Origin of the sequence: Kineococcus rhizosphaerae (assembly GCF_003002055.1) — a bacterium.
Taxonomy (GTDB): Bacteria; Actinomycetota; Actinomycetes; order Actinomycetales; family Kineococcaceae; genus Kineococcus; species Kineococcus rhizosphaerae.
The window spans coordinates 39,837-58,455 of sequence record NZ_PVZF01000013.1 but is presented as its reverse complement, the minus strand read 5'-3'; the positions used below and the strand labels follow the sequence as shown (position 1 = coordinate 58,455).

The window sequence follows — 18,619 nt, the reverse complement described above, 5'->3', positions numbered from 1 at the left end:
TGGAGCTGGTCTGGTGGTCAGCGGTTCGGGCCCTGGCTCGACCGCGAGCCTCCCGGACGGCGCTGTTCGCGGCTGTTGCCGCGCTTGGGCTGCTGACGCTGACGACGCGCCGGTGCCGTGGTGGTGTGCTCAGCGGTGGTCGTGCTGCCCGCGGCGGGGTCGGTGCTGAGCACCTGGCCACGACGGGCCGCCCGGCGAGCGCGGCGCTCCTCCAGCTCCTTCTCGGCCAGGGAGCCCGGGTTGGGCATGCGGCGGATGACGAAGAACTGCTGCCCCATCGACCACACGTTCGTCGTGAGCCAGTAGAGGAGGACACCGATCGGGAAGTTGACGCCGGAGACGGCGAAGATGATCGGCAGCACGTAGAGCATCAGCTTCTGCTGCTGCGCGAAGGGGTTGCCCTCCATCGAGGCCGACGAGGTGTTCTTGGCCATCAGCTGCTTCTGCGTGATGAACTGCGACGCAGACATGAGAACGATCATCACTGCGGTCAGGACGATGGCGTTCCAGTTGCCCGAGCTCCACGACTTCATGAAGACGTCGGACAGCTGCGCACCGAAGATCGTGGCCTTGTCGGCCTGGTCGACCAGCGTCTGGTCCAGCGGCCCGATGGTCTTGCCCTGACCGATGCCGTTCAGCGTGTGGAACAGGGCGATGAAGATCGGCGACTGGAGCAGGATCGGCAGGCAGCTGGCCATCGGGTTCGTCCCCGAGGACCGGTAGAGGGCCATCATCTCCTGCTGCATGGCCTGACGGCTCGCAGGATCGTTCTTGCCCTTGTACTTGGCCTGGATCTTGCGCATCTCCGGCTGGATGACCTGCATCCCGCGCATGGCCTTGATCTGCTTGACGAACAGCGGGATCAGCAGGATGCGGATCACGACCACAAGGCCGACGATCGACAGGGACCAGGCGGCGCCGCCGGCCGGGTTGAACCCGAGCAGCGTGAACAGGTCGTGGAACCGCACCATGATCCACGCGACCACCCACTGGATCGGATGGAGCAGGGAGTAGAAGAAGTCGATCATCGGGCGGTTTGTCCTCTCACAGGGTTCGGGCTCACGGGGCCTTCACCCGCGAGTGGCCCTTCGGCGGAACGGGGTCCACCCCACCAGGGTTCCACGGGTGGCAGCGGAGCAGGCGCCGGACGGTCAACCAGGTGCCGACGACCGCCCCGCGGGTGCGCAGCGCCTCCACGGCGTACGCGGAGCAGGAGGGGTAGAAGCGGCAGGTGGGGCCCAGGACGGGCGACACGAGCAGCTGGTAGGCCCGCACGAGCAGGACCAGGAGCAGAGCCGGCCAGCGCAGCGGGTGCCACCACCTGCGTCCGGTCACGGGTTCTGGGCTCCCAGACCCAGGCGACGCAGCCCACGGTCGACGTCGACCGCCAGCTCCGCGGACGTCGCACCGCCCGCGGACGGGAGCGCCCGCACGACGAGCAGCCCCCCCGTGGCCGGCAGGACCGGCAGACGGGCCGAGGCCAGGTGCCGCAACCGCCGTTGCGTGCGGTGCCGGACGACCGAGCCGCCGACCGCCTTGGACACGACGAAGCCCACCCGCGTGGGGTGGGCTGCGTCGGTGGCCGCCCAGTGCAGGACCAGGCGGTGGGTCCCCGCGCGCCGACCGTTCCTCAGAGCGACCGTGAAGTCGTCCCGATGGCGAAGGCGGTGCTCCGCAGCAAGCACGCGGGGGTGGTGGGGGAGGTCAGGCGGAGATCGCCGCGCGGCCCTTGGCGCGACGCGCCGAGAGGATGGCGCGGCCGGCGCGGGTGCGCATGCGCAGACGGAAGCCGTGCACCTTGGCGCGACGACGGTTGTTCGGCTGGAAAGTGCGCTTGCTCACGGCGTTGCTCCTGGGACTCGTGCGGGCGGGGCCCCGCCGGGATGCCGACGCGGATCGCTGAGCGAGAAGCACTGAGCGAACCGGCGGCGGTGCGGAGCACAATCCCCAGCAGAGTACGGGGCGTTGCGCGCCCGGGTCAAAGCGCGCGGGGACGACTCGCGGCCCGTCGTCCACAGGGTGCTCGCGGAGACCGTCCGGGTGATGCCGGGAAGGTACCGTTCCTCCTCAGGTCCGGCGGGCACGACCCGCCGGGCGAGGTCCTCGACGGGCCGGGCCCGACGCCACCCGGAGGGGGTGGGGGAGGTCACGGCGCGGTCGGGACGTCCAGCGGGCGGCGACGGGGGAGACGGCACTTGAACGGTGGCCGTCGACGTTGTTACCGTCCGCCTCGACGTGCCGACGCCCGCATCCCGATCGAGGTGCCTGCGGCGGGCCGTTCGTCGCACCCCGCCGTCATGCACAGTTGTGGACAGGGGTGTGGACGAGCACCCGTCGAACGGATCCGGTACGACGGGAGAGGGCTCGAGTGGAGACCGACGGAGGGGACTTCCCCAGCGTCTGGGAGCGCGCGGTCGCGCAGCTGGACGACGGAGGGATCACTCCTCACCAGCGCGCCTTCGTCCGCCTCACCCGCCCCCTGGGGCTGCTCGACGGGACGGCGCTGCTGGCCGTGCCGAACGACCTCACCAAGGAGGTCATCGAGCAGAAGGTCCGCGAACCGCTGATCCGGGCGCTGTCCGACGCCTACGGCTCGGCCATCCGGCTCGCCGTGACGGTGGACCCGTCCATCGGTCAGGTGCTGACCCCCGAGCGCACGGGGGAGCGGTCCGGGACCGACGGGGTCCCGAGCGTCGAACGCGAACGCGTCGCGGCGGCCACGTCGCTGGACGCCGAGGCCACGGTCCCCGCGCAGGACGACCGGCGTGCCGGGTACGCCCACCAGCTCGACGAGGAGTCGCCGCTGGACGACTCCGACCCCGACCTGCTGTTCACCGGGTACAAGGTGGACCGCGGCGCGGGGACGGGCCGGCAGGCCCCCCGCGGCCGTTCCACCGCCAAGGTCGAGAACTCGCGGCTGAACCCGAAGTACATCTTCGAGTCCTTCGTCATCGGGGCCAGCAACCGCTTCGCGCACGCCGCGGCGGTCGCCGTCGCCGAGGCCCCCGCCAAGGCCTACAACCCGTTGTTCATCTACGGCGAGTCCGGCCTGGGCAAGACCCACCTGCTGCACGCCATCGGGCACTACGCCCAGAACCTCTACCCCGGCGTGCAGGTGCGGTACGTGAACTCCGAGGAGTTCACCAACGACTTCATCAACTCCATCCGCGACGACAAGGCCCAGGCGTTCCAGCGCCGGCACCGCGACGTCGACGTCCTCCTGATCGACGACATCCAGTTCCTGTCGAACAAGGTCCAGACGCAGGAGGAGTTCTTCCACACCTTCAACACGCTGCACAACGCCAGCAAGCAGGTCGTCATCACCTCCGACCTGCCGCCGAAGCAGCTGTCGGGCTTCGAGGAGCGCATGCGCAGCCGCTTCGAGTGGGGTCTGATCACCGACGTCCAGCCCCCGGACCTCGAGACCCGCATCGCCATCCTGCGCAAGAAGGCCATCGGGGAGCGGCTGGAGGTCCCGGACGACGTCAACGAGTACATCGCCTCGAAGATCTCCTCGAACATCCGCGAGCTCGAGGGCGCCCTCATCCGCGTCACGGCGTTCGCCAGCCTGAACCGGCAGCCGGTCGACATGAGCCTGGCCGAGATCGTGCTGCACGACCTGATCCCCAACGACGAGACGCCGGAGATCACGGCGTCGGCGATCATGGGGCAGACGGCGTCGTACTTCAGCGTCACGCTCGAGGACCTGTGCGGGACGTCGCGCTCGCGCACCCTCGTCACGGCCCGCCAGATCGCCATGTACCTGTGCCGCGAGCTGACCGAGCTGTCGCTGCCGAAGATCGGCCAGCACTTCGGCGGCCGCGACCACACGACCGTCATGCACGCCGAGCGCAAGATCAAGCAGCAGATGGCCGAGCGGCGCAGCACCTACAACCAGGTCACCGAGCTGACCAACCGCATCAAGAAGCAGGCCGGGGCCTGACCCCCGCTGACGTCAGCCCGCTGACGTCAGCCCGGCGGTGAAAGCCCGCAGGTCCGCCGGCAGCGGGTCGGGGGCCTGCGACGAGGCGACGTGGTCGCCGGAGAAGACCGCCCCGGCCGTCGGGACGCCGGAGGCCGGTCGCGGCCCGGAGGCGTCCTGCGGCTCCTGATGGAGCCGGGCCGAGGTCTCGGCCGGTCGACGTCAGCCACGTCGCGCTGACGTCGGCGAGCACCGCTGAGGGGTCCCATGGGGCTCTGGCGCCCCCGGGCCAGCAGTCCGGCCGGTGAGTCCACGAGGGCGTGGGCCAGGGTCTGCGGGCGCGTCCCCTGCACGACGGCGTACCCCTGCCGCTCCGGCCGCTGGGCGGCTCGGGCCGCCGCGACAGTCCTCTCCTGGTCGGGCAGACCGGCCGGCGGCTCCGGTGAGCGCCGGTCGGGGGTGGCCACGAGCGCGTCGACGTGCACCCCGAGCGTCCGTACCGGGACGACGCGGCCCACCTCGGGCGAGACGAGGGACCGGACGACGGCGACCGGGCCCGCGCGGTGCGTCGCGCGTCCTCGCCGGCGCCCCGCAACGGCCCCCTGGCGGCGAACCCCGGCAGCGCGGCGTCCTGCGGGCCGCTCAGGGGCTCCAGCAGGTCGGGGGAGGGCACGTCGAGGAAGTCCGGCACGGTGCTGTGCCACCCGGTCGCGCACGTCCCCGACCCTCATCCACAGGTCACCGACCACGTCCTGCGCGGTGGGTCCAGCCTGCACCGAGAGGCTGTCCACAGTTGTCCACACCCTGGGGACAGAGGTGTGGACATCTGCGTCCCCAGCGGTGGACAAGAGGGTGGACAACCCGTGGACGCCGTGCGGACCGCCTGGGGACAGCGGTGGACCGCCGCGACCGTCCGCCGGGGCCTGTGGACGGAGCAGCCTGTGGATCCACGGGTCGTCCACACCGCCGAACTAGGGTGGATCGGGCTCTGACCTGCGACGACGCCCGTTCGTCCACAGGCTCCACAAGGGCTACTACTACGACTGATCCCTCTACGCTGATGCCCGTCAGCCCACGTCCAGTGTGGACTGGTGCTGGGGACGGAGGCCCTGGAGGGGGAGTGGAGCCACGGGCCCGCTGCCCGTTCGAACAAGCTGTGGCGCTGCCGCCCCACCCCTGGTCACGCACCGTGACCGCCGGCTGGGATGCCTTCTAGAAGAGGTTGGCGGGGCGGTGGAGGCCCGTTCACGTCCGTCCGGGCTCTCCACTACTGTCGAAGCCGCCCCTCGACCACGCGGGTGGACGACCGGCCCCGAGGACCGGTCCGGGGCTGGACGCGCAGGACGACAGGAAGGCGGTGCCTGGTGGAGTTGCAGGTCGAGCGCGACGTGCTGGCCGACGCCGTGGCGTGGGCGGCCCGGGCGCTGCCTTCGCGGCCGCCGGTGCCGGTGCTCGCGGGTGTCCTCCTCGAGGCCACCGACGAGGGCTCGCTGAAGCTGTCCACCTTCGACTACGAGGTCTCCGCCCGCGTCGAGCTGCCCGCCGACGTGCGCACCGCGGGTCGCGTCCTCGTCTCCGGCCGGCTGCTGGCCGACATCTCCCGGAGCCTGCCCAACCGCCCGGTCACCCTGACGACCGAGGGCTCCAAGGTCGTCGTCACCTGCGGGGCCAGCCGCTTCACGCTGCTGACCATGTCGGTCGACGAGTACCCGGCGCTCCCGCAGCTGCCCGAGGGCTCCGGACGGATCCCCGGCGCGGAGTTCACCGAGGCCGTCGCCCAGGTCACGATCGCGGCGAGCCGCGACGAGACCCTGCCGATCCTCACCGGCGTGCGCATGGAGATCGAGGGCGACAAGCTGACGCTCCTGGCCACCGACCGGTACCGCCTCGCGGTCCGTGAGCTGCGCTGGAACCCCAGCACCCCCGACCTGTCGGCCGTCGCCCTCGTCCGCGCCCGCACGCTGTCCGACGTCGCCCGCTCGCTCGGTTCCTCCAGCGACCTGACGCTCGCGCTCGCGGACGGCAAGAGCGACCTCATCGGCTTCCAGGCCGGCGGCCGGTACTCGACCTCGCTGCTGGTCGACGGGGAGTACCCCAAGGTGCGGGCGCTGTTCCCGGCCGAGTCCCCCACGCACGCGGTGGTCTCGACCGCGGCCCTGACCGAGGCGGTCAAGCGCGTCGCCCTCGTCGCCGAGCGCAACACCCCCGTCCGCTTGCGGTTCGAGGACGGCGTGCTGTCCTTGGAGGCGGGTCAGGGTGAGGACGCTCAGGCGACCGAGGCCCTCGAGACCACGCTCGTCGGTGAATCCATCGCCATCGCCTTCAACCCGCAGTTCCTGCTGGACGGTCTCGGTGCGCTCGCCGCGCCGTTCGCCCGGCTCTCGTTCACCCAGGCGACGCGTCCGGCGGTCCTCACGGGCCAGCAGGACCTGGACGGGGACGACGACGACAGCTACCGGTACCTCCTGATGCCGGTCCGCCTCGCCGGCTGAGCCGGCACCACCAACTGCCCGGTCCCCGCGGCCGGGCGCGAGAAGGGAAGCGTCTGGCCATGCACATCGGTCTCGTCGGTCTCGGCAAGATGGGCGGGAACATGCGCACCCGCCTGCGCGACAAGGGCATCGAGGTCACGGGGTACGACCCCAACCCCGACGTCACCGACGTCCCCAGCCTGGCGGCGCTGGTCGAGGCCCTGCCCTCGCCGCGGGTCGTCTGGGTGATGGTGCCCTCGGGCAAGATCACCCGGGACACCGTCGCGAACCTGGCGCCGCTGCTCAAGGACGGCGACCTGGTCATCGACGGCGGCAACTCCAAGTGGACCGACGACGAGGTCAACGCGGCCCTGCTCGCCGAGCGCGGCACCGGCTACCTCGACTGCGGCGTCTCCGGCGGGGTCTGGGGCAAGGACAACGGCTACGGCCTCATGGCCGGCGGGGCCAAGGCCCACGTCGAGCTCGCGATGCCCATCTTCGACGCGCTGCGTCCCGAGGGCCCCCGCGAGGAGGGCTTCGTGCACGCCGGCGGCGTCGGCGCGGGGCACTACTCGAAGATGGTCCACAACGGCATCGAGTACGGCCTGATGCACGCCTACGCCGAGGGCTACGAGCTCCTCGAGGCGAAGGGGATCATCCACGACGTCCCCGCCGTCTTCAAGGCGTGGACCCGCGGCACGGTCGTGCGCTCCTGGCTGCTGGACCTCATGGTCCGGGCCCTGGAGGAGGACCCCAAGCTGGACAACATCAAGGGCTACGCCCAGGACTCCGGCGAGGGCCGGTGGACCCTGGAGCAGGCCATCGAGAACGCCGTCCCGATGCCGGTGCTCGCCGCGGCGCTGTTCGCCCGGTTCGCCTCGCGCCAGGAGGACTCCCCCTCGATCAAGGCCGTCGCCGCGCTGCGCAACCAGTTCGGCGGTCACGCCGTCGCCCACGCCGGGCCCACCTCCGGCACGGGCTCGACCCACGACTGACCTGACGGACTGAGCCCAGGACCGGCCCGGCGTGCACGTCGCGCACCTCTCCCTCGTCGACTACCGCTCCTACCCGAGCCTGGAGCTCGACCTGCGTCCGGGGACGACGACCTTCGTCGGCCTCAACGGGCAGGGCAAGACGAACCTCGTCGAGGCCATCGGGTACGTCGCGACGCTGGGCAGCCACCGGGTCTCCGGTGACGCCCCGCTCGTGCGGCAGGGGGCTCCGCGCGCCGTCGTGCGGGCGGAGCTGGTGCGCGGCGGGCGCCGGGCGCTCGTCGAGCTCGAGATCACCCCGGGCAGGGCCAACCGGGCGCGGCTGAACTCCAACCCGGTGCGCCGCACGCGCGACGTCCTCGGCGTGCTGCGCACGGTCCTGTTCGCCCCGGAGGACCTCGCCCTCGTCAAGGGCGACCCGACCGAGCGGCGCCGGTACCTCGATGAGCTGCTCGTGACCCGCTGGCCGCGCGTGGCCGGGGTCCGCGCCGACTACGACCGGATCCTGCGCCAGCGCGGGGCCCTGCTGAAGTCCGCCGGCGGCGCGATGCGCTCGGGCCGGGCCGACACCCACACCCTCGACGTGTGGGACGAGCACCTCGCCGCGACCGGCGCCGAGCTGCTGTCGGCCCGCCTGGCGCTGCTGGCCGACCTGCGCGAGCCGGCGGGGGAGGCCTACCGGTCGGTGAGCAAGGGGCAGGGCGACCTCGAGCTCGGCTACCGCTCGTCGCTGCCGCTGCTGGCCGAGGGGGTGGCGACCACCCCGGGCGGGGCCACCCCGAGCCCGGAGGAGCTGCGGCAGGGGCTGCTGGCCTCGATGGCCGAGCAGCGCAAGAACGAGCTCGACCGCGGGGTGTGCCTCGTCGGCCCGCACCGCGACGACCTCGTCCTGACCCTGGGTGGGATGCCCGCCAAGGGGTACGCCAGCCACGGCGAGAGCTGGTCGGTGGCCCTGGGGCTGCGCCTCGCCAGCTACCGGCTGCTGCTGGAGGACGACGTGATGGACGACCCGGGTGGTCCCGTCCTCGTCCTCGACGACGTCTTCGCCGAGCTCGACGCCGGGCGGCGCGAGCGGTTGTCGGAGGTCGTGGCGGACGCCGAGCAGGTCCTCGTCACCGCCGCCGTCCCGGAGGACGTCCCCGCCGCCCTGCGCGGGGAGCGGGCCGACCGCGTGCACGTCAGCACCGGGGTCGCCGTCCGCGAGGACGGCGGTGACTGAGCAGCCGGGCGAGGGGGCCGGGCCCGGGGACCGCGAGGACGACGCGGACCGGGACGAGCAGGCGCCCGAGGGCGCCGACCTGGCCCGCACGGCGCTCGGCCGGGCCCGCGCCGCGGCCGCCCGCAAGGGACTGCGGCCCGGGCAGGCCCCGCCCGGCAGGAGGTTCGGGGACGACCGGCGCCCGGAGGGACCCCGCCGGGGTGACCCCTCCGCCCGCTCCGGCGCCTGGCCCGACGCCCGGGACCCGCAGAGCCTCGACGCCACCCTGGGCCGCTTCGTCGGTGAGCGCGGGTGGCAGGAACCCGTGGCGGTGGGCGGGGCCTTCGGCCGCTGGGACGCCGTCGTCGGCGCCGAGCTCGCCGGGCACTGCACCCCCGAGTCGCTCAAGGACGGCACGCTCGTCGTGCGGGCGGAGTCGACCGCGTGGGCGACGCAGGTCCGCCTGCTGACGAGCCACCTGGTGCGCCGGCTGGACGAGGAGCTGGGCCACGGGGTCGTGACGAAGGTCGTGGTGCGCGGCCCGCAGAGCCCGTCGTGGCGCAAGGGCGGCCGCTCGGCACCGGGCGGGCGGGGACCGCGCGACACCTACGGCTGATCCGTGGGCCATGCTCGGCCCTCCCGTCGCCCGACCCCCCGGTACGTGGTCCCCCACGTCCACGGGGGTCGAACGCCTCAGGAGCCGCGCCAGGGCGCGCGCAGCGTGAGGAAGCCTGCCAGTCGGGGTAGACTGTGGAGGAATCCGGCGGTCGACACGGGCCCTCCTCGGAGAACCGGCGCACTGGGCCCTCCCGCCCCGTCGCCGCCCGCGCCGACCGCCTCGACGCGGAGGGAGCACACCCGCTCGTGCCTGACGAAGAGACGCAAGGTCCCGAGGACACCACCCCCGAGGTGAGCCCCGAGGACGCACCCTCGTTGGCCGACGCGGTCGCCCCCGACGGAGCCCCCGACCCCGAGTACGGCGCCGACGCCATCACGGTGCTCGAGGGCCTGGAGGCCGTCCGCAAGCGTCCCGGCATGTACATCGGGTCCACCGGTGAGCGCGGTCTGCACCACCTGGTCTCCGAGATCGTCGACAACTCCGTCGACGAGGCGCTCGCGGGCCACTGCGACCGGATCGACGTGACCCTGCTGGCCGACGGCGGTGTCCGGTGCGTCGACAACGGCCGCGGCATCCCGGTCGACGTCATGCCCGGTGAGGGCCGCCCGGCCGTCGAGGTCGTCCTGACCGTCCTGCACGCCGGTGGCAAGTTCGGCGGCGGCGGGTACGCGGTCTCCGGTGGTCTGCACGGCGTCGGCAGCTCGGTCGTCAACGCGCTCTCGACGCGCCTGGACGTCGAGGTCCGCCGCCAGGGCCACGTCTGGCGCCAGTCGTACGCGAACGGGGTCCCCCTCGCGCCGCTGGAGAAGGGCGAGGAGACCCACGAGACCGGGACGACCATCACGTTCTGGGCCAACGGCGACATCTTCGAGACGACCGACTACTCCTACGAGACGCTGCGCACGAGCTTCCAGCAGCGCGCCTTCCTCAACAAGGGCCTGACGCTGTCGCTGAAGGACGAGCGCGCGCACCCCGAGGACGACACCGCCGAGGTCTCGACGGACGACAAGCCGCAGCGGGAGGTGAGCTACCGCTACGACGAGGGGCTCATCGACTACGTCAAGCACATCAACGCGCAGAAGAAGAACGAGCCGCTGCACGAGACGGTCATCTCGCTGGAGGCGGAGGACAAGGAGAAGGGCATCGCGGTCGAGATCGCGATGCAGTGGACCACCGCCTACTCCGAGGCCGTGTTCACCTACGCCAACAACATCAACACCTCCGAGGGCGGCACGCACGAGGCGGGTTTCCGCACGGCGCTGACGAACCTCGTCATCGACTACGCGCGCACCGCGAAACCGGCCATCCTCAAGGAGAACGAGTCCCTCGACGGCTCCGACATCCGCGAGGGCCTGACGGCGATCATCTCGGTCAAGCTGTCCGAGCCGCAGTTCGAGGGGCAGACGAAGACGAAGCTGGGCAACACCCTGGCCCGCACGTTCGTGCAGGCGCAGGTCCGCGAGCACCTCGGGCACTGGTTCCAGGCCAACCCGAAGGAGGCCTGGACGATCGCGAAGAAGGCCCAGTCGGCCTCCATCGCGCGCCAGGCCGCCCGCAAGGCGCGCGAGGCGAGCCGCAAGTCGCTGCTGGAGCGCAACTCGCTGCCGGGCAAGCTGAAGGACTGCCAGTCCAACAACCCCGCCGAGTGCGAGGTCTTCATCGTCGAGGGCGACTCCGCGGGCGGTTCGGCCACCCGCGGCCGCGACCCGCGCACCCAGGCGATCCTGCCGATCCGCGGGAAGATCCTGAACGTCGAGAAGGCCCGGCTGGACCGCGCCCTGGGCAACCAGGAGGTCCAGGCCCTCATCACCGCGTTCGGCACCGGGATCGGCGAGGACTTCAACCTCGAGAAGCTGCGCTACCACAAGATCATCATCATGGCCGACGCGGACGTCGACGGGCAGCACATCCGGACGCTGCTGCTGACGCTGCTGTTCCGGTACATGAGCCCCCTCGTCGAGAACGGGCACGTGTACCTCGCGCAGCCGCCGCTGTACCGCATCAAGTGGCTGGGGGGCATGGAGAACCACGAGTTCGCCTACTCCGACCGCGAACGCGACGCGCTCATCGAGGCGGGCCTGGCCGCGGGCAAGAAGCTGCCCAAGGAAGGCCGGACCCAGCGCTACAAGGGGCTGGGCGAGATGAACTGGGACGAGTTGTCCGAGACGACGATGGACCGGACGCACCGCACGCTGCTGCAGGTGACCCTGGAGGACGCCGCGGCGGCCGACGCCGTGTTCTCGATCCTCATGGGCGAGGACGTGGAGTCGCGCCGCAGCTTCATCCAGCGCAACGCCCGCGACGTGAGGTTCCTCGACGTGTGATCCGGGTTTCACGTGGAACACCCGCCGAGACCTTGAGCTGAGAGGCACCACCCGTGAGCGAGAGCACCACCGAACCCCCCGCCGGCGACCGCGTCGAACAGGTCGACCTGCAGGCCGAGATGCAGCGCTCGTACCTCGACTACGCCATGAGCGTCATCGTGTCGCGCGCCCTGCCCGATGTGCGGGACGGGCTGAAGCCCGTCCACCGCCGGGTCCTGTACGCCATGTACGACGGCGGCTACCGCCCCGACCGCGGGTACTCCAAGTGCGCCCGCGTCGTCGGCGACGTCATGGGTCACTACCACCCGCACGGCGACTCCTCCATCTACGACGCCCTGGTCCGCCTGGCCCAGGACTGGTCGCTGCGCTACCCCCTGGTCGACGGGCAGGGGAACTTCGGTTCCCCCGGCAACGACCCGGCCGCTGCCCCCCGGTACACCGAGTGCCGCATGGCGCCGCTGGCCATGGAGATGGTCCGCGACATCGACGAGGAGACCGTCGACTTCTCCCCGAACTACGACGGCCACACCACCGAACCCGACGTCCTGCCCAGCCGGTTCCCCAACCTGCTCGTCAACGGCTCGGCCGGCATCGCCGTCGGCATGGCGACGAACATCCCGCCGCACAACCTGCGGGAGGTCGCCGACGGGGTGAAGTGGTTGCTGGACCACCCCGAGGCCTCCGACGAGGAGCAGCTCACCGCGATGCTGCAGCGCATCAAGGGCCCGGACTTCCCGACCGGGGCGCACATCCTCGGCCAGCGCGGGATCGTCGACGCGTACCGCACCGGCCGCGGGGCCATCACGATGCGGGCCGTCGTCACGGTCGAGGAAATCTCGAACCGGACGTGCCTCGTCGTCAGCGAGCTGCCGTACCAGGTGAACCCGGACAACCTCGCCGAGAACATCGCCAACCTGGTCCGCGACGGCCGGCTCACCGGCATCGCCGACGTCCAGGACCACACCTCCGGCAAGACCGGTCAGCGGCTGGTCATCGTCCTGCGCCGCGACGCCGTCGCGAAGGTCGTGCTGAACAACCTCTACAAGCACACCCAGCTGCAGACGAACTTCGGCGCGAACATGCTGGCCCTGGTCGACGGGGTGCCGCGCACCCTCCCGATCCACGCCTTCCTCAAGCACTGGGTCACCCACCAGCTCGACGTCATCGTCCGGCGCACCCGGTTCCGGCTGCGCAAGGCCGAGGCCGAGGCGCACATCCTGCGCGGTCTGCTCAAGGCGCTCGACGTCCTCGACGAGGTCATCGCCCTCATCCGGGCCAGCGCCACGGTCGAGTCCGCCCGCGAGGGCCTCATGGAGCTGCTGGACATCGACGAGGAGCAGGCGCGCGCCATCCTCGACATGCAGCTGCGCCGCCTGGCCGCCCTGGAGCGCCAGCGCCTCACCGACCGCTACGACACGCTCATGGCGATGATCGAGGACTTCAACGCGATCCTGGCCAGCCCCGAGCGGCAGCGCCAGATCGTCGGCGACGAGCTCGCCGAGCTCGTCGAGCGCTACGGCGACGAGCGCCAGACGCAGATCCTGCCCTTCGAGGGCGACATGACCGCCGAGGACCTCATCCCCGTCGAGGACGTCGTCGTCACCGTCACCCGCGGCGGCTACGCCAAGCGCACCCGCACCGACCTCTACCGGGCCCAGCGCCGCGGTGGCCGGGGGGTGCGGGGGGCCTCGCTGCGCGAGGACGACGTCGTGGAGCACTTCTTCACCACGACGACCCACCACTGGCTGCTGTTCTTCACCAACCTGGGCCGGGTCTACCGGGCCAAGGGGTACGAGCTGCCCGAGGGCGGCCGCGACGGCCGCGGTCAGCACGTCGCGAACCTGCTGGCCTTCCAGCCGGGGGAGCGGATCGTCGCCGTCCTCGACATCGAGGACTACGAGCAGGCGCCGTACCTGGTCCTGGCGACCCGCGGCGGCATCGTGAAGAAGACGCGGCTGGCGGAGTACGACTCCAACCGCTCCGGCGGGCTCATCGCCATCAACCTGCGCTCGCACCCGGGCCCGGACGGCGGGGAGGAGGTCGACGACGAGCTGTTCGCCGCGACACTCGTCAGCGAGGAGGAGGACCTGTTCCTCGTCTCCCGCAAGGGCATGAGCGTGCGCTTCGAGGCCACCGACGAGAACCTGCGCCCCATGGGCCGGGCCACCTCGGGCGTCACGGGGATGAAGTTCCGCGGCGACGACGAGCTGCTGGCCATGGCCGTCGCCCGCGACGACCTGTCCGTCTTCGTCGTCACCGAGCTCGGGTACGCCAAGCGCACCGCGATCGCGGAGTACCGCAAGCAGGGCCGCGGGGGTCTGGGGATCAAGGTCGCCAAGCTGAGCGAGGAGCGCGGTGACCTCGTCGGCGCGCTCACGGTCGCCGACGACGACGAGGTGCTCGTCGTCATGCAGGCCGGTCGCGTCGTCCGCTCCCGCGTCGACGAGGTGCCGGCCAAGGGCCGCGACACCATGGGCGTCACCTTCGCCAAGCCGGAGAAGAACGACCGGATCATCGCGGTCGCCCGCAACGCCGAACGCGTCATCGACGAGGAGGTGGAGGCCGAGGAGGCCTCCGAGGCGACGACCACCGGCGCCGACGACCCGATCGCGGACGTCGCCGGCGGCGGCGACGACCAGGCTGCGGCCGAAGGGGCGGACGAGGCCCCGATCGGTGGAGTCCCTGTGGAGGAACCCGGCATCGACCCTGTGGCCGGGGGGGCCGATGGCGTACCGTCGGGCGAGGCTCCGTCGGAGGAGCCTGACTCCGGAGGTGACGAGTGACCCCCGCCGAACGCGCGACAGCTTCGTCGGCAGAGGCAGCGGCCCAGGCAGCAGCCCGGGCCGCGGCGCAGCAGCCCGGCCCGTCGGCCCGGCAGCAGGCCGCCGCGGGCGCCCAGCAGGCCCGTCCGCGCAACGGCGTGGACGCCGTGCCGCGCCGGGTGCGGCTGACGCTGGCCCGTGTCGACCCCTGGTCGGTGACCAAGCTGTCGTTCCTGCTGTCGGTGGCCGTGGGCATCGCCCTCGTGGTGGCGACCTCGGTGATCTGGAGCGTCCTGGACGGCATGGGGGTCTTCACCGACCTCAACGGCCTGCTCAAGGACGTCATCGGCACCGAGGTGAAGTTCGACCTGCTCGACTACGTCGGGTTCGGGAAGGTCATCTCGCTGGCCACGGTCATCGCCGTCGTCGACGTCGTGCTGCTGACGGCGCTGTCGACCATCGTCGCCTTCCTCTACAACGTCTCCTCGGCGCTGGTCGGCGGCCTGCACGTCACGCTGTCGGACGACTGACGACGACCGCCCGGTCCGGAGCACCGGCTCCGGTCGGGTAAGGTTGGTCTCGCTGCGTGCAGCGGACGGGCCTATAGCTCAGTTGGTTAGAGCGCATCCCTGATAAGGATGAGGTCGGAGGTTCAAGTCCTCCTAGGCCCACCGGAGCCCCCGTGGACATCTGTCCACGGGGGCTTTGTCATGGAGGGGTGACCACACCCTTCCCCCGCTTCCTGCACACCGTCCTCGACGCGACCGACGCCCGCGCCCTCGCCGAGTTCTACCGCGAGCTGCTGGGCCTGCGGTACCGGCCCGGGGACGAGGGGACCGCCCCGGCGGGCTGGCTGGTCCTCACCGAGGACGACGGGACCCGCGTCCTGGCGTTCGAGCAGGTCGACGAGCTGCCGCCCAGCACCTGGCCCAGCCCGCAGGTCCCCGCCCAGGTCCACGTGGACTTCACCGTCCCCGACCGGCAGGCGCTCGCGCACCACCACGAGCGCGCGCTGCAGCTGGGTGCGCGGCACCTGCGCGACGGGAGCGAGGAGGCCGAGGAACCGATCCACGTCTACGCCGACCCCGCCGGCCACCCCTTCTGCATCTTCGTCGCGTGAAACCAGAGTGACGGGTGAATCACTCACGGTAGGGTCCAACGGTGGAAGGACGGCTGCTGGCCACGGCGGCGCACGTGCGGGCGCTCGTGGAGAGCCACACCTCCGGCGACGACGCGCGCTTCCGCGCCGCCGTCGCGGAGCTGCTCGAGGCCGCGGGCCGGCGCGGGGACCGGGTCCGGGAGGTCGAGGAGCTGCGCGGCCTGCTGGAGACCCGGCGGGCCAGCGTGCGCCCGCAGGCCCCGGCGCAGCCCACCCTGCCGGCGTCGGTGGCCCAGCCGCGCGGCGAGCTCGCCCAGGTGCTCACCGTCGCCCTGCCGCGGCTGAGCCTGGCCGACCTCGCCCTCGGCAGCGACGTCATGGCCCGGCTGCACCGGGTGCTCACCGAGCAGCGCCACGCCGAGACCCTGCGGGCCCGCGGCTTCCAGCCCCTGCGCAAGCTGCTGCTGACCGGGCAGTCCGGGACGGGCAAGTCCATGACCGCCGAGGTGCTGGCCGCCGAGCTCGCCCTGCCCGTCCTCACCGTCCGCCTCGACGTCTTCGCCGACCTGCCCGCCGAGGACGCCGTCGCCAAGCTCTCCCTCGTCTTCGACCTTCTCGCGCAGAGCCGCGGGGTGTGCCTGTTCGACGACGTCGACGCCCTCATCGACCCCGACGGCGGCGAGCGCAGCCGCACCCGGCTGCGGGACGTGCTGCGCGCCTTCACCGGTTTCCTCGACGCCGACACCTCCACCGGCGTCCTCGTCGTCACCACCAACCGGCCGCAGCTGCTCGACCGCCCCGTGCTGCGCCGCTTCGACACCGTCGTCGACTACCCGCTGCCCAGCACCGGGGTCGTGCAGGAGGTCGTGCTGCGCCGGCTGCGCGGGTTCGACCTGTCCGGCGTCGAGTGGCCCCGGGTCGCGTCCACGGCCAGCGGCCTCAGCCACGAGCAGGTGTCCGCCGCGGCGGCGCTGGCCGCCAAGCAGTCCATCCTCGACGGGGCCGCGCAGGTCGAGACCGGCGCCCTGCTGGCGGCGCTGCGCGAACGGCGTCAGATGCTGAAGATGGCCCCGTGAGCCCCGCCGGGGGAGCGGGGTGAGGACCCGCTTCGAGGTCCTCGTCGTCTGCACCGCCAACGTCAGCCGCTCGCCGATGGCGGTGGCCCTGCTGCGGCACCGGCTCACCGAGCGCTTCGGCGAGCAGGCCTCGGCCGTCCGGGTGACGTCCGCGGGCACGTCCGCCCTGGTCGGGGAGCCGGTCGACCCCGAGGTCCCCGCGGTGCTGAGCGCCGTGCTGGGCCCGGTGGCCCGCTCCGTCGCGGCGCCCGAGGCGGCCCGGCAGGTCGACACCCACCTCGTCGGCGCGGCCGACCTCGTCCTGACGATGACCCGCGAGCAGCGGGGGGCGGTCATCGGCCTGGTGCCCGCGGCCCAGCGCAAGACCTTCACCGTCGTCGAGCTCGCCCGGATCGCGCGGATGCTCGGGCAGGAGCGCCGGCTGCCGTCGAGCGCCAGCGCGGCCGCGGGGCTGAAGGCGCTGGTGGCGGCGGCACCGGCGTGGCGGGGGCCGACGGCCCCCGCGGACCCCGCCACGGACGACGTGGAGGACGTGCACCGGGCCCGGCGCGAGGTGCAGGTGAAGGCGGCCCGGCGCCTGGACGAGGCGCTGACCGCCGTCGTGGGGGTCCTCTAGCGCTCCAGGACTAGCGCTCCAGGACGACGTGCTCGGCGTCCGAGGGCGTCGTCGGCTGGTAGCCGTAGCCGTAGCCGTACTCGTACGCCGAGGAGTACTCCGACGCCCGGGTGGGGACCATCGTCAGGACGCCGCCGAGGACGCGGGCGTCGACGGCCCGCAGGCGCTCCAGCCCCCGGGCCAGGTGCTCGCGCGTCGTCCGGCCGTGCCGGACCACGACGACGGCCCCGTCGGCCTGCCGGGCCAGCACCGCCGCGTCGGCGACGGGCAGCAGCGGGGGGCTGTCCACGACCACGAGGTCGGCGCGTTCGCGGAGCCGGTCGAGCAGGTCGCTCATGTGCCGCGAGCCCAGCAGGGCGGCCGGGTTCAGGGGGATCGGTCCCGCCGCCAGCACCGACAGGCCCGTGTCGCCGTACGGCTGCAGGACGTCGTCGAGGTCGGCGCGGCCGGCCAGGACCGTCGTCAGACCGGCGCTGTCCTCCACCCCGAGGTAGTCCGCGACCCGCGGCAGCCGCAGGTCGCCCTCGACGAGGATCGTGCGCAGCCCCGCCGTCGCCGACGTCAGCGCGAGGTTCACGGCCGTCGTGCTCTTGCCCTCCCCGGGCAGCGCGGACGTCACGACGACCAGGCGCGGCGGGTGGTCGAGGTCGGCGAACTGCAGGTTGGTGCGGATCTGGCGCAGCGCCTCCGACTGCGGGGAGCGCGACCCCTCCACGACGAGGTCCGGGCGGTCGCCGCCGCCGCCGGCCGGGACCGACCCCAGCGCCGGGGCCCCCAGGTCCGTGATGGCCGTCAGCGTCTTCACCGTCGTGTCGAGCACCTCGCGCAGGATGGCCAGGCCGGTGCCGAGCACCGCCCCGGCCAGCAGCCCCAGCGCCAGCGTCCGGGCCAGGTCGGGCGCGATGGGGTCGGGGCGGACCTCCGCGGGGCGCAGCACGTTGATGCGGACCGGGCTCATGGTGTCCGGGGTGGCCTGCTCGAGCTCGCTGACGGCGACCCCGAAGTGCTTGGCGATCGAGTTGGCGACGTCGGCGGCCAGCTCGGGGGAGGACTCGTCGACCGTGACCTCGATGAGCACCGTGCCGATGGGGGCCTTGGAGTTCACGTGGGTGGCCAGGGCCCGGGCGGTGGTGTCGAGCCCGAGCTCGGCGATGACGGGGTCCAGGACCTTGGGGCTGGTGAGCACGCTCGTGTACGACTGGACGCGCTGCTGCGTGAACATGCTGCCCTGCATGAGCGTGGCCGCGTTGCCCGTGTCGTACATGGACACGAACATCAGCGAGTCCGCGCGGTAGACGGGCGCGCTGGCCGAGTAGGCGCCGAAGCCGCCGCCGCCGCCGAGCAGCACCGCGAGGACCACGAGGATCCAGTGCTTGCGCAGCGCGCGCAGGTAGTCGACGAGGTCCACGGGCGTCCATCGGCCGCCGTCACCGCTTGCTGACCCCGCCCCCGCGGCTCACCCGGACGGCTGCGCCGAACGGGTCGCACGGCCCGGTCACGGTGCTCCCGTCCTCAAGTGGACACGCGGGCAGGACGAGAT

16 protein-coding genes and 1 tRNA gene are annotated in these 18,619 nt (G+C 72.3%); 12 read left to right on the top strand and 5 right to left on the bottom strand.

From position 1 onward, the window contains the following. Positions 1-17 precede the first annotated feature (17 nt). The 4 genes from yidC to rpmH are packed head-to-tail and all read right to left on the bottom strand — an operon-like array spanning position 18 to position 1,842. Positions 18-1,028, bottom strand: a complete 1,011-nt coding sequence (yidC, locus tag CLV37_RS21605; protein WP_106214358.1) for a membrane protein insertase YidC — start codon at positions 1,026-1,028, stop codon at positions 18-20. A 31-nt stretch (positions 1,029-1,059) separates the two neighbouring features. Further along, positions 1,060-1,335: a membrane protein insertion efficiency factor YidD gene (gene yidD / locus CLV37_RS21600; protein ID WP_106214356.1), complete on the bottom strand. Its 276-nt coding sequence runs from the start codon at positions 1,333-1,335 to the stop codon at positions 1,060-1,062. After that, positions 1,332-1,685, bottom strand: a complete 354-nt coding sequence (rnpA, locus tag CLV37_RS21595; RefSeq protein ID WP_106214354.1) for a ribonuclease P protein component — start codon at positions 1,683-1,685, stop codon at positions 1,332-1,334. Before rnpA ends, yidD begins: the two co-directional genes overlap by 4 nt. Positions 1,686-1,704: 19 nt before the next feature. After that, entirely contained in the window at positions 1,705-1,842 is a 138-nt protein-coding gene (gene rpmH, locus CLV37_RS21590; RefSeq protein WP_106214352.1) for a 50S ribosomal protein L34, read from the bottom strand. Positions 1,843-2,368: 526 nt separating this feature from the next. Between rpmH and dnaA the strand changes: the two genes are divergently transcribed. The 12 genes from dnaA to CLV37_RS21530 all read left to right on the top strand — a co-directional run bounded on the left by dnaA (position 2,369) and on the right by CLV37_RS21530 (position 17,079). Continuing rightward, positions 2,369-3,943, top strand: a complete 1,575-nt coding sequence (gene dnaA / locus CLV37_RS21585; RefSeq protein ID WP_106214350.1) for a chromosomal replication initiator protein DnaA — start codon at positions 2,369-2,371, stop codon at positions 3,941-3,943. 1,343 nt (positions 3,944-5,286) lie between these two features. After that, a complete protein-coding gene (gene dnaN / locus CLV37_RS21580) occupies positions 5,287-6,414 on the top strand; it encodes a DNA polymerase III subunit beta (protein WP_106214348.1) in 1,128 nt (375 codons plus the stop codon). Between the two features lie 59 nt (positions 6,415-6,473). Next, positions 6,474-7,388, top strand: a complete 915-nt coding sequence (gnd, locus tag CLV37_RS21575; protein WP_106214346.1) for a phosphogluconate dehydrogenase (NAD(+)-dependent, decarboxylating) — start codon at positions 6,474-6,476, stop codon at positions 7,386-7,388. 31 nt (positions 7,389-7,419) lie between these two features. Further along, complete coding sequence (gene recF / locus CLV37_RS21570) at positions 7,420-8,604, top strand: DNA replication/repair protein RecF (RefSeq protein WP_106214344.1); 1,185 nt, start codon at positions 7,420-7,422, stop codon at positions 8,602-8,604. Next, on the top strand, positions 8,597-9,199 hold the full coding sequence (locus tag CLV37_RS21565) for a DciA family protein (protein WP_106214342.1): 603 nt from the start codon (positions 8,597-8,599) through the stop codon (positions 9,197-9,199). The genes recF and CLV37_RS21565 overlap by 8 nt, the downstream gene beginning before the upstream one ends. A gap of 248 nt (positions 9,200-9,447) precedes the next feature. Continuing rightward, positions 9,448-11,526: a DNA topoisomerase (ATP-hydrolyzing) subunit B gene (gene gyrB, locus CLV37_RS21560; protein ID WP_106214340.1), complete on the top strand. Its 2,079-nt coding sequence runs from the start codon at positions 9,448-9,450 to the stop codon at positions 11,524-11,526. A 53-nt stretch (positions 11,527-11,579) separates the two neighbouring features. After that, the gene (gene gyrA, locus CLV37_RS21555) at positions 11,580-14,309 is read left to right on the top strand and encodes a DNA gyrase subunit A (RefSeq protein WP_106214338.1); all 2,730 of its coding nucleotides are present in this window, start codon (positions 11,580-11,582) and stop codon (positions 14,307-14,309) included. After that, on the top strand, positions 14,306-14,818 hold the full coding sequence (locus tag CLV37_RS21550) for a DUF3566 domain-containing protein (protein WP_106214336.1): 513 nt from the start codon (positions 14,306-14,308) through the stop codon (positions 14,816-14,818). Before gyrA ends, CLV37_RS21550 begins: the two co-directional genes overlap by 4 nt. Positions 14,819-14,885: 67 nt before the next feature. Continuing rightward, a tRNA-Ile gene (locus CLV37_RS21545) sits at positions 14,886-14,959 on the top strand. Between the two features lie 47 nt (positions 14,960-15,006). Beyond that, positions 15,007-15,408 carry a VOC family protein gene (locus CLV37_RS21540; protein ID WP_106214334.1) on the top strand — a complete coding sequence of 134 codons (402 nt, stop codon included), beginning with the start codon at positions 15,007-15,009 and terminating at the stop codon, positions 15,406-15,408. A gap of 41 nt (positions 15,409-15,449) precedes the next feature. Beyond that, the gene (locus CLV37_RS21535) at positions 15,450-16,463 is read left to right on the top strand and encodes an ATP-binding protein (RefSeq protein WP_106214332.1); all 1,014 of its coding nucleotides are present in this window, start codon (positions 15,450-15,452) and stop codon (positions 16,461-16,463) included. 19 nt (positions 16,464-16,482) lie between these two features. After that, on the top strand, positions 16,483-17,079 hold the full coding sequence (locus CLV37_RS21530) for an arsenate reductase/protein-tyrosine-phosphatase family protein (protein WP_106214330.1): 597 nt from the start codon (positions 16,483-16,485) through the stop codon (positions 17,077-17,079). A gap of 10 nt (positions 17,080-17,089) precedes the next feature. Here CLV37_RS21530 and CLV37_RS21525 read toward each other — a convergent pair whose 3' ends face one another. Continuing rightward, entirely contained in the window at positions 17,090-18,487 is a 1,398-nt protein-coding gene (locus CLV37_RS21525; RefSeq protein WP_106214328.1) for a tyrosine-protein kinase domain-containing protein, read from the bottom strand. Between the last annotated feature and the right edge of the window lie 132 nt (positions 18,488-18,619).

Excerpts from the sequence above, each read along its gene's own strand:
- yidC (WP_106214358.1), bottom strand. The coding sequence starts at position 1,028 with ATGATCGACTTCTTCTACTCCCTGCTCCATCCGATCCAGTGGGTGGTC.
- gnd (WP_106214346.1), top strand. The coding sequence starts at position 6,474 with ATGCACATCGGTCTCGTCGGTCTCGGCAAGATGGGCGGGAACATGCGC.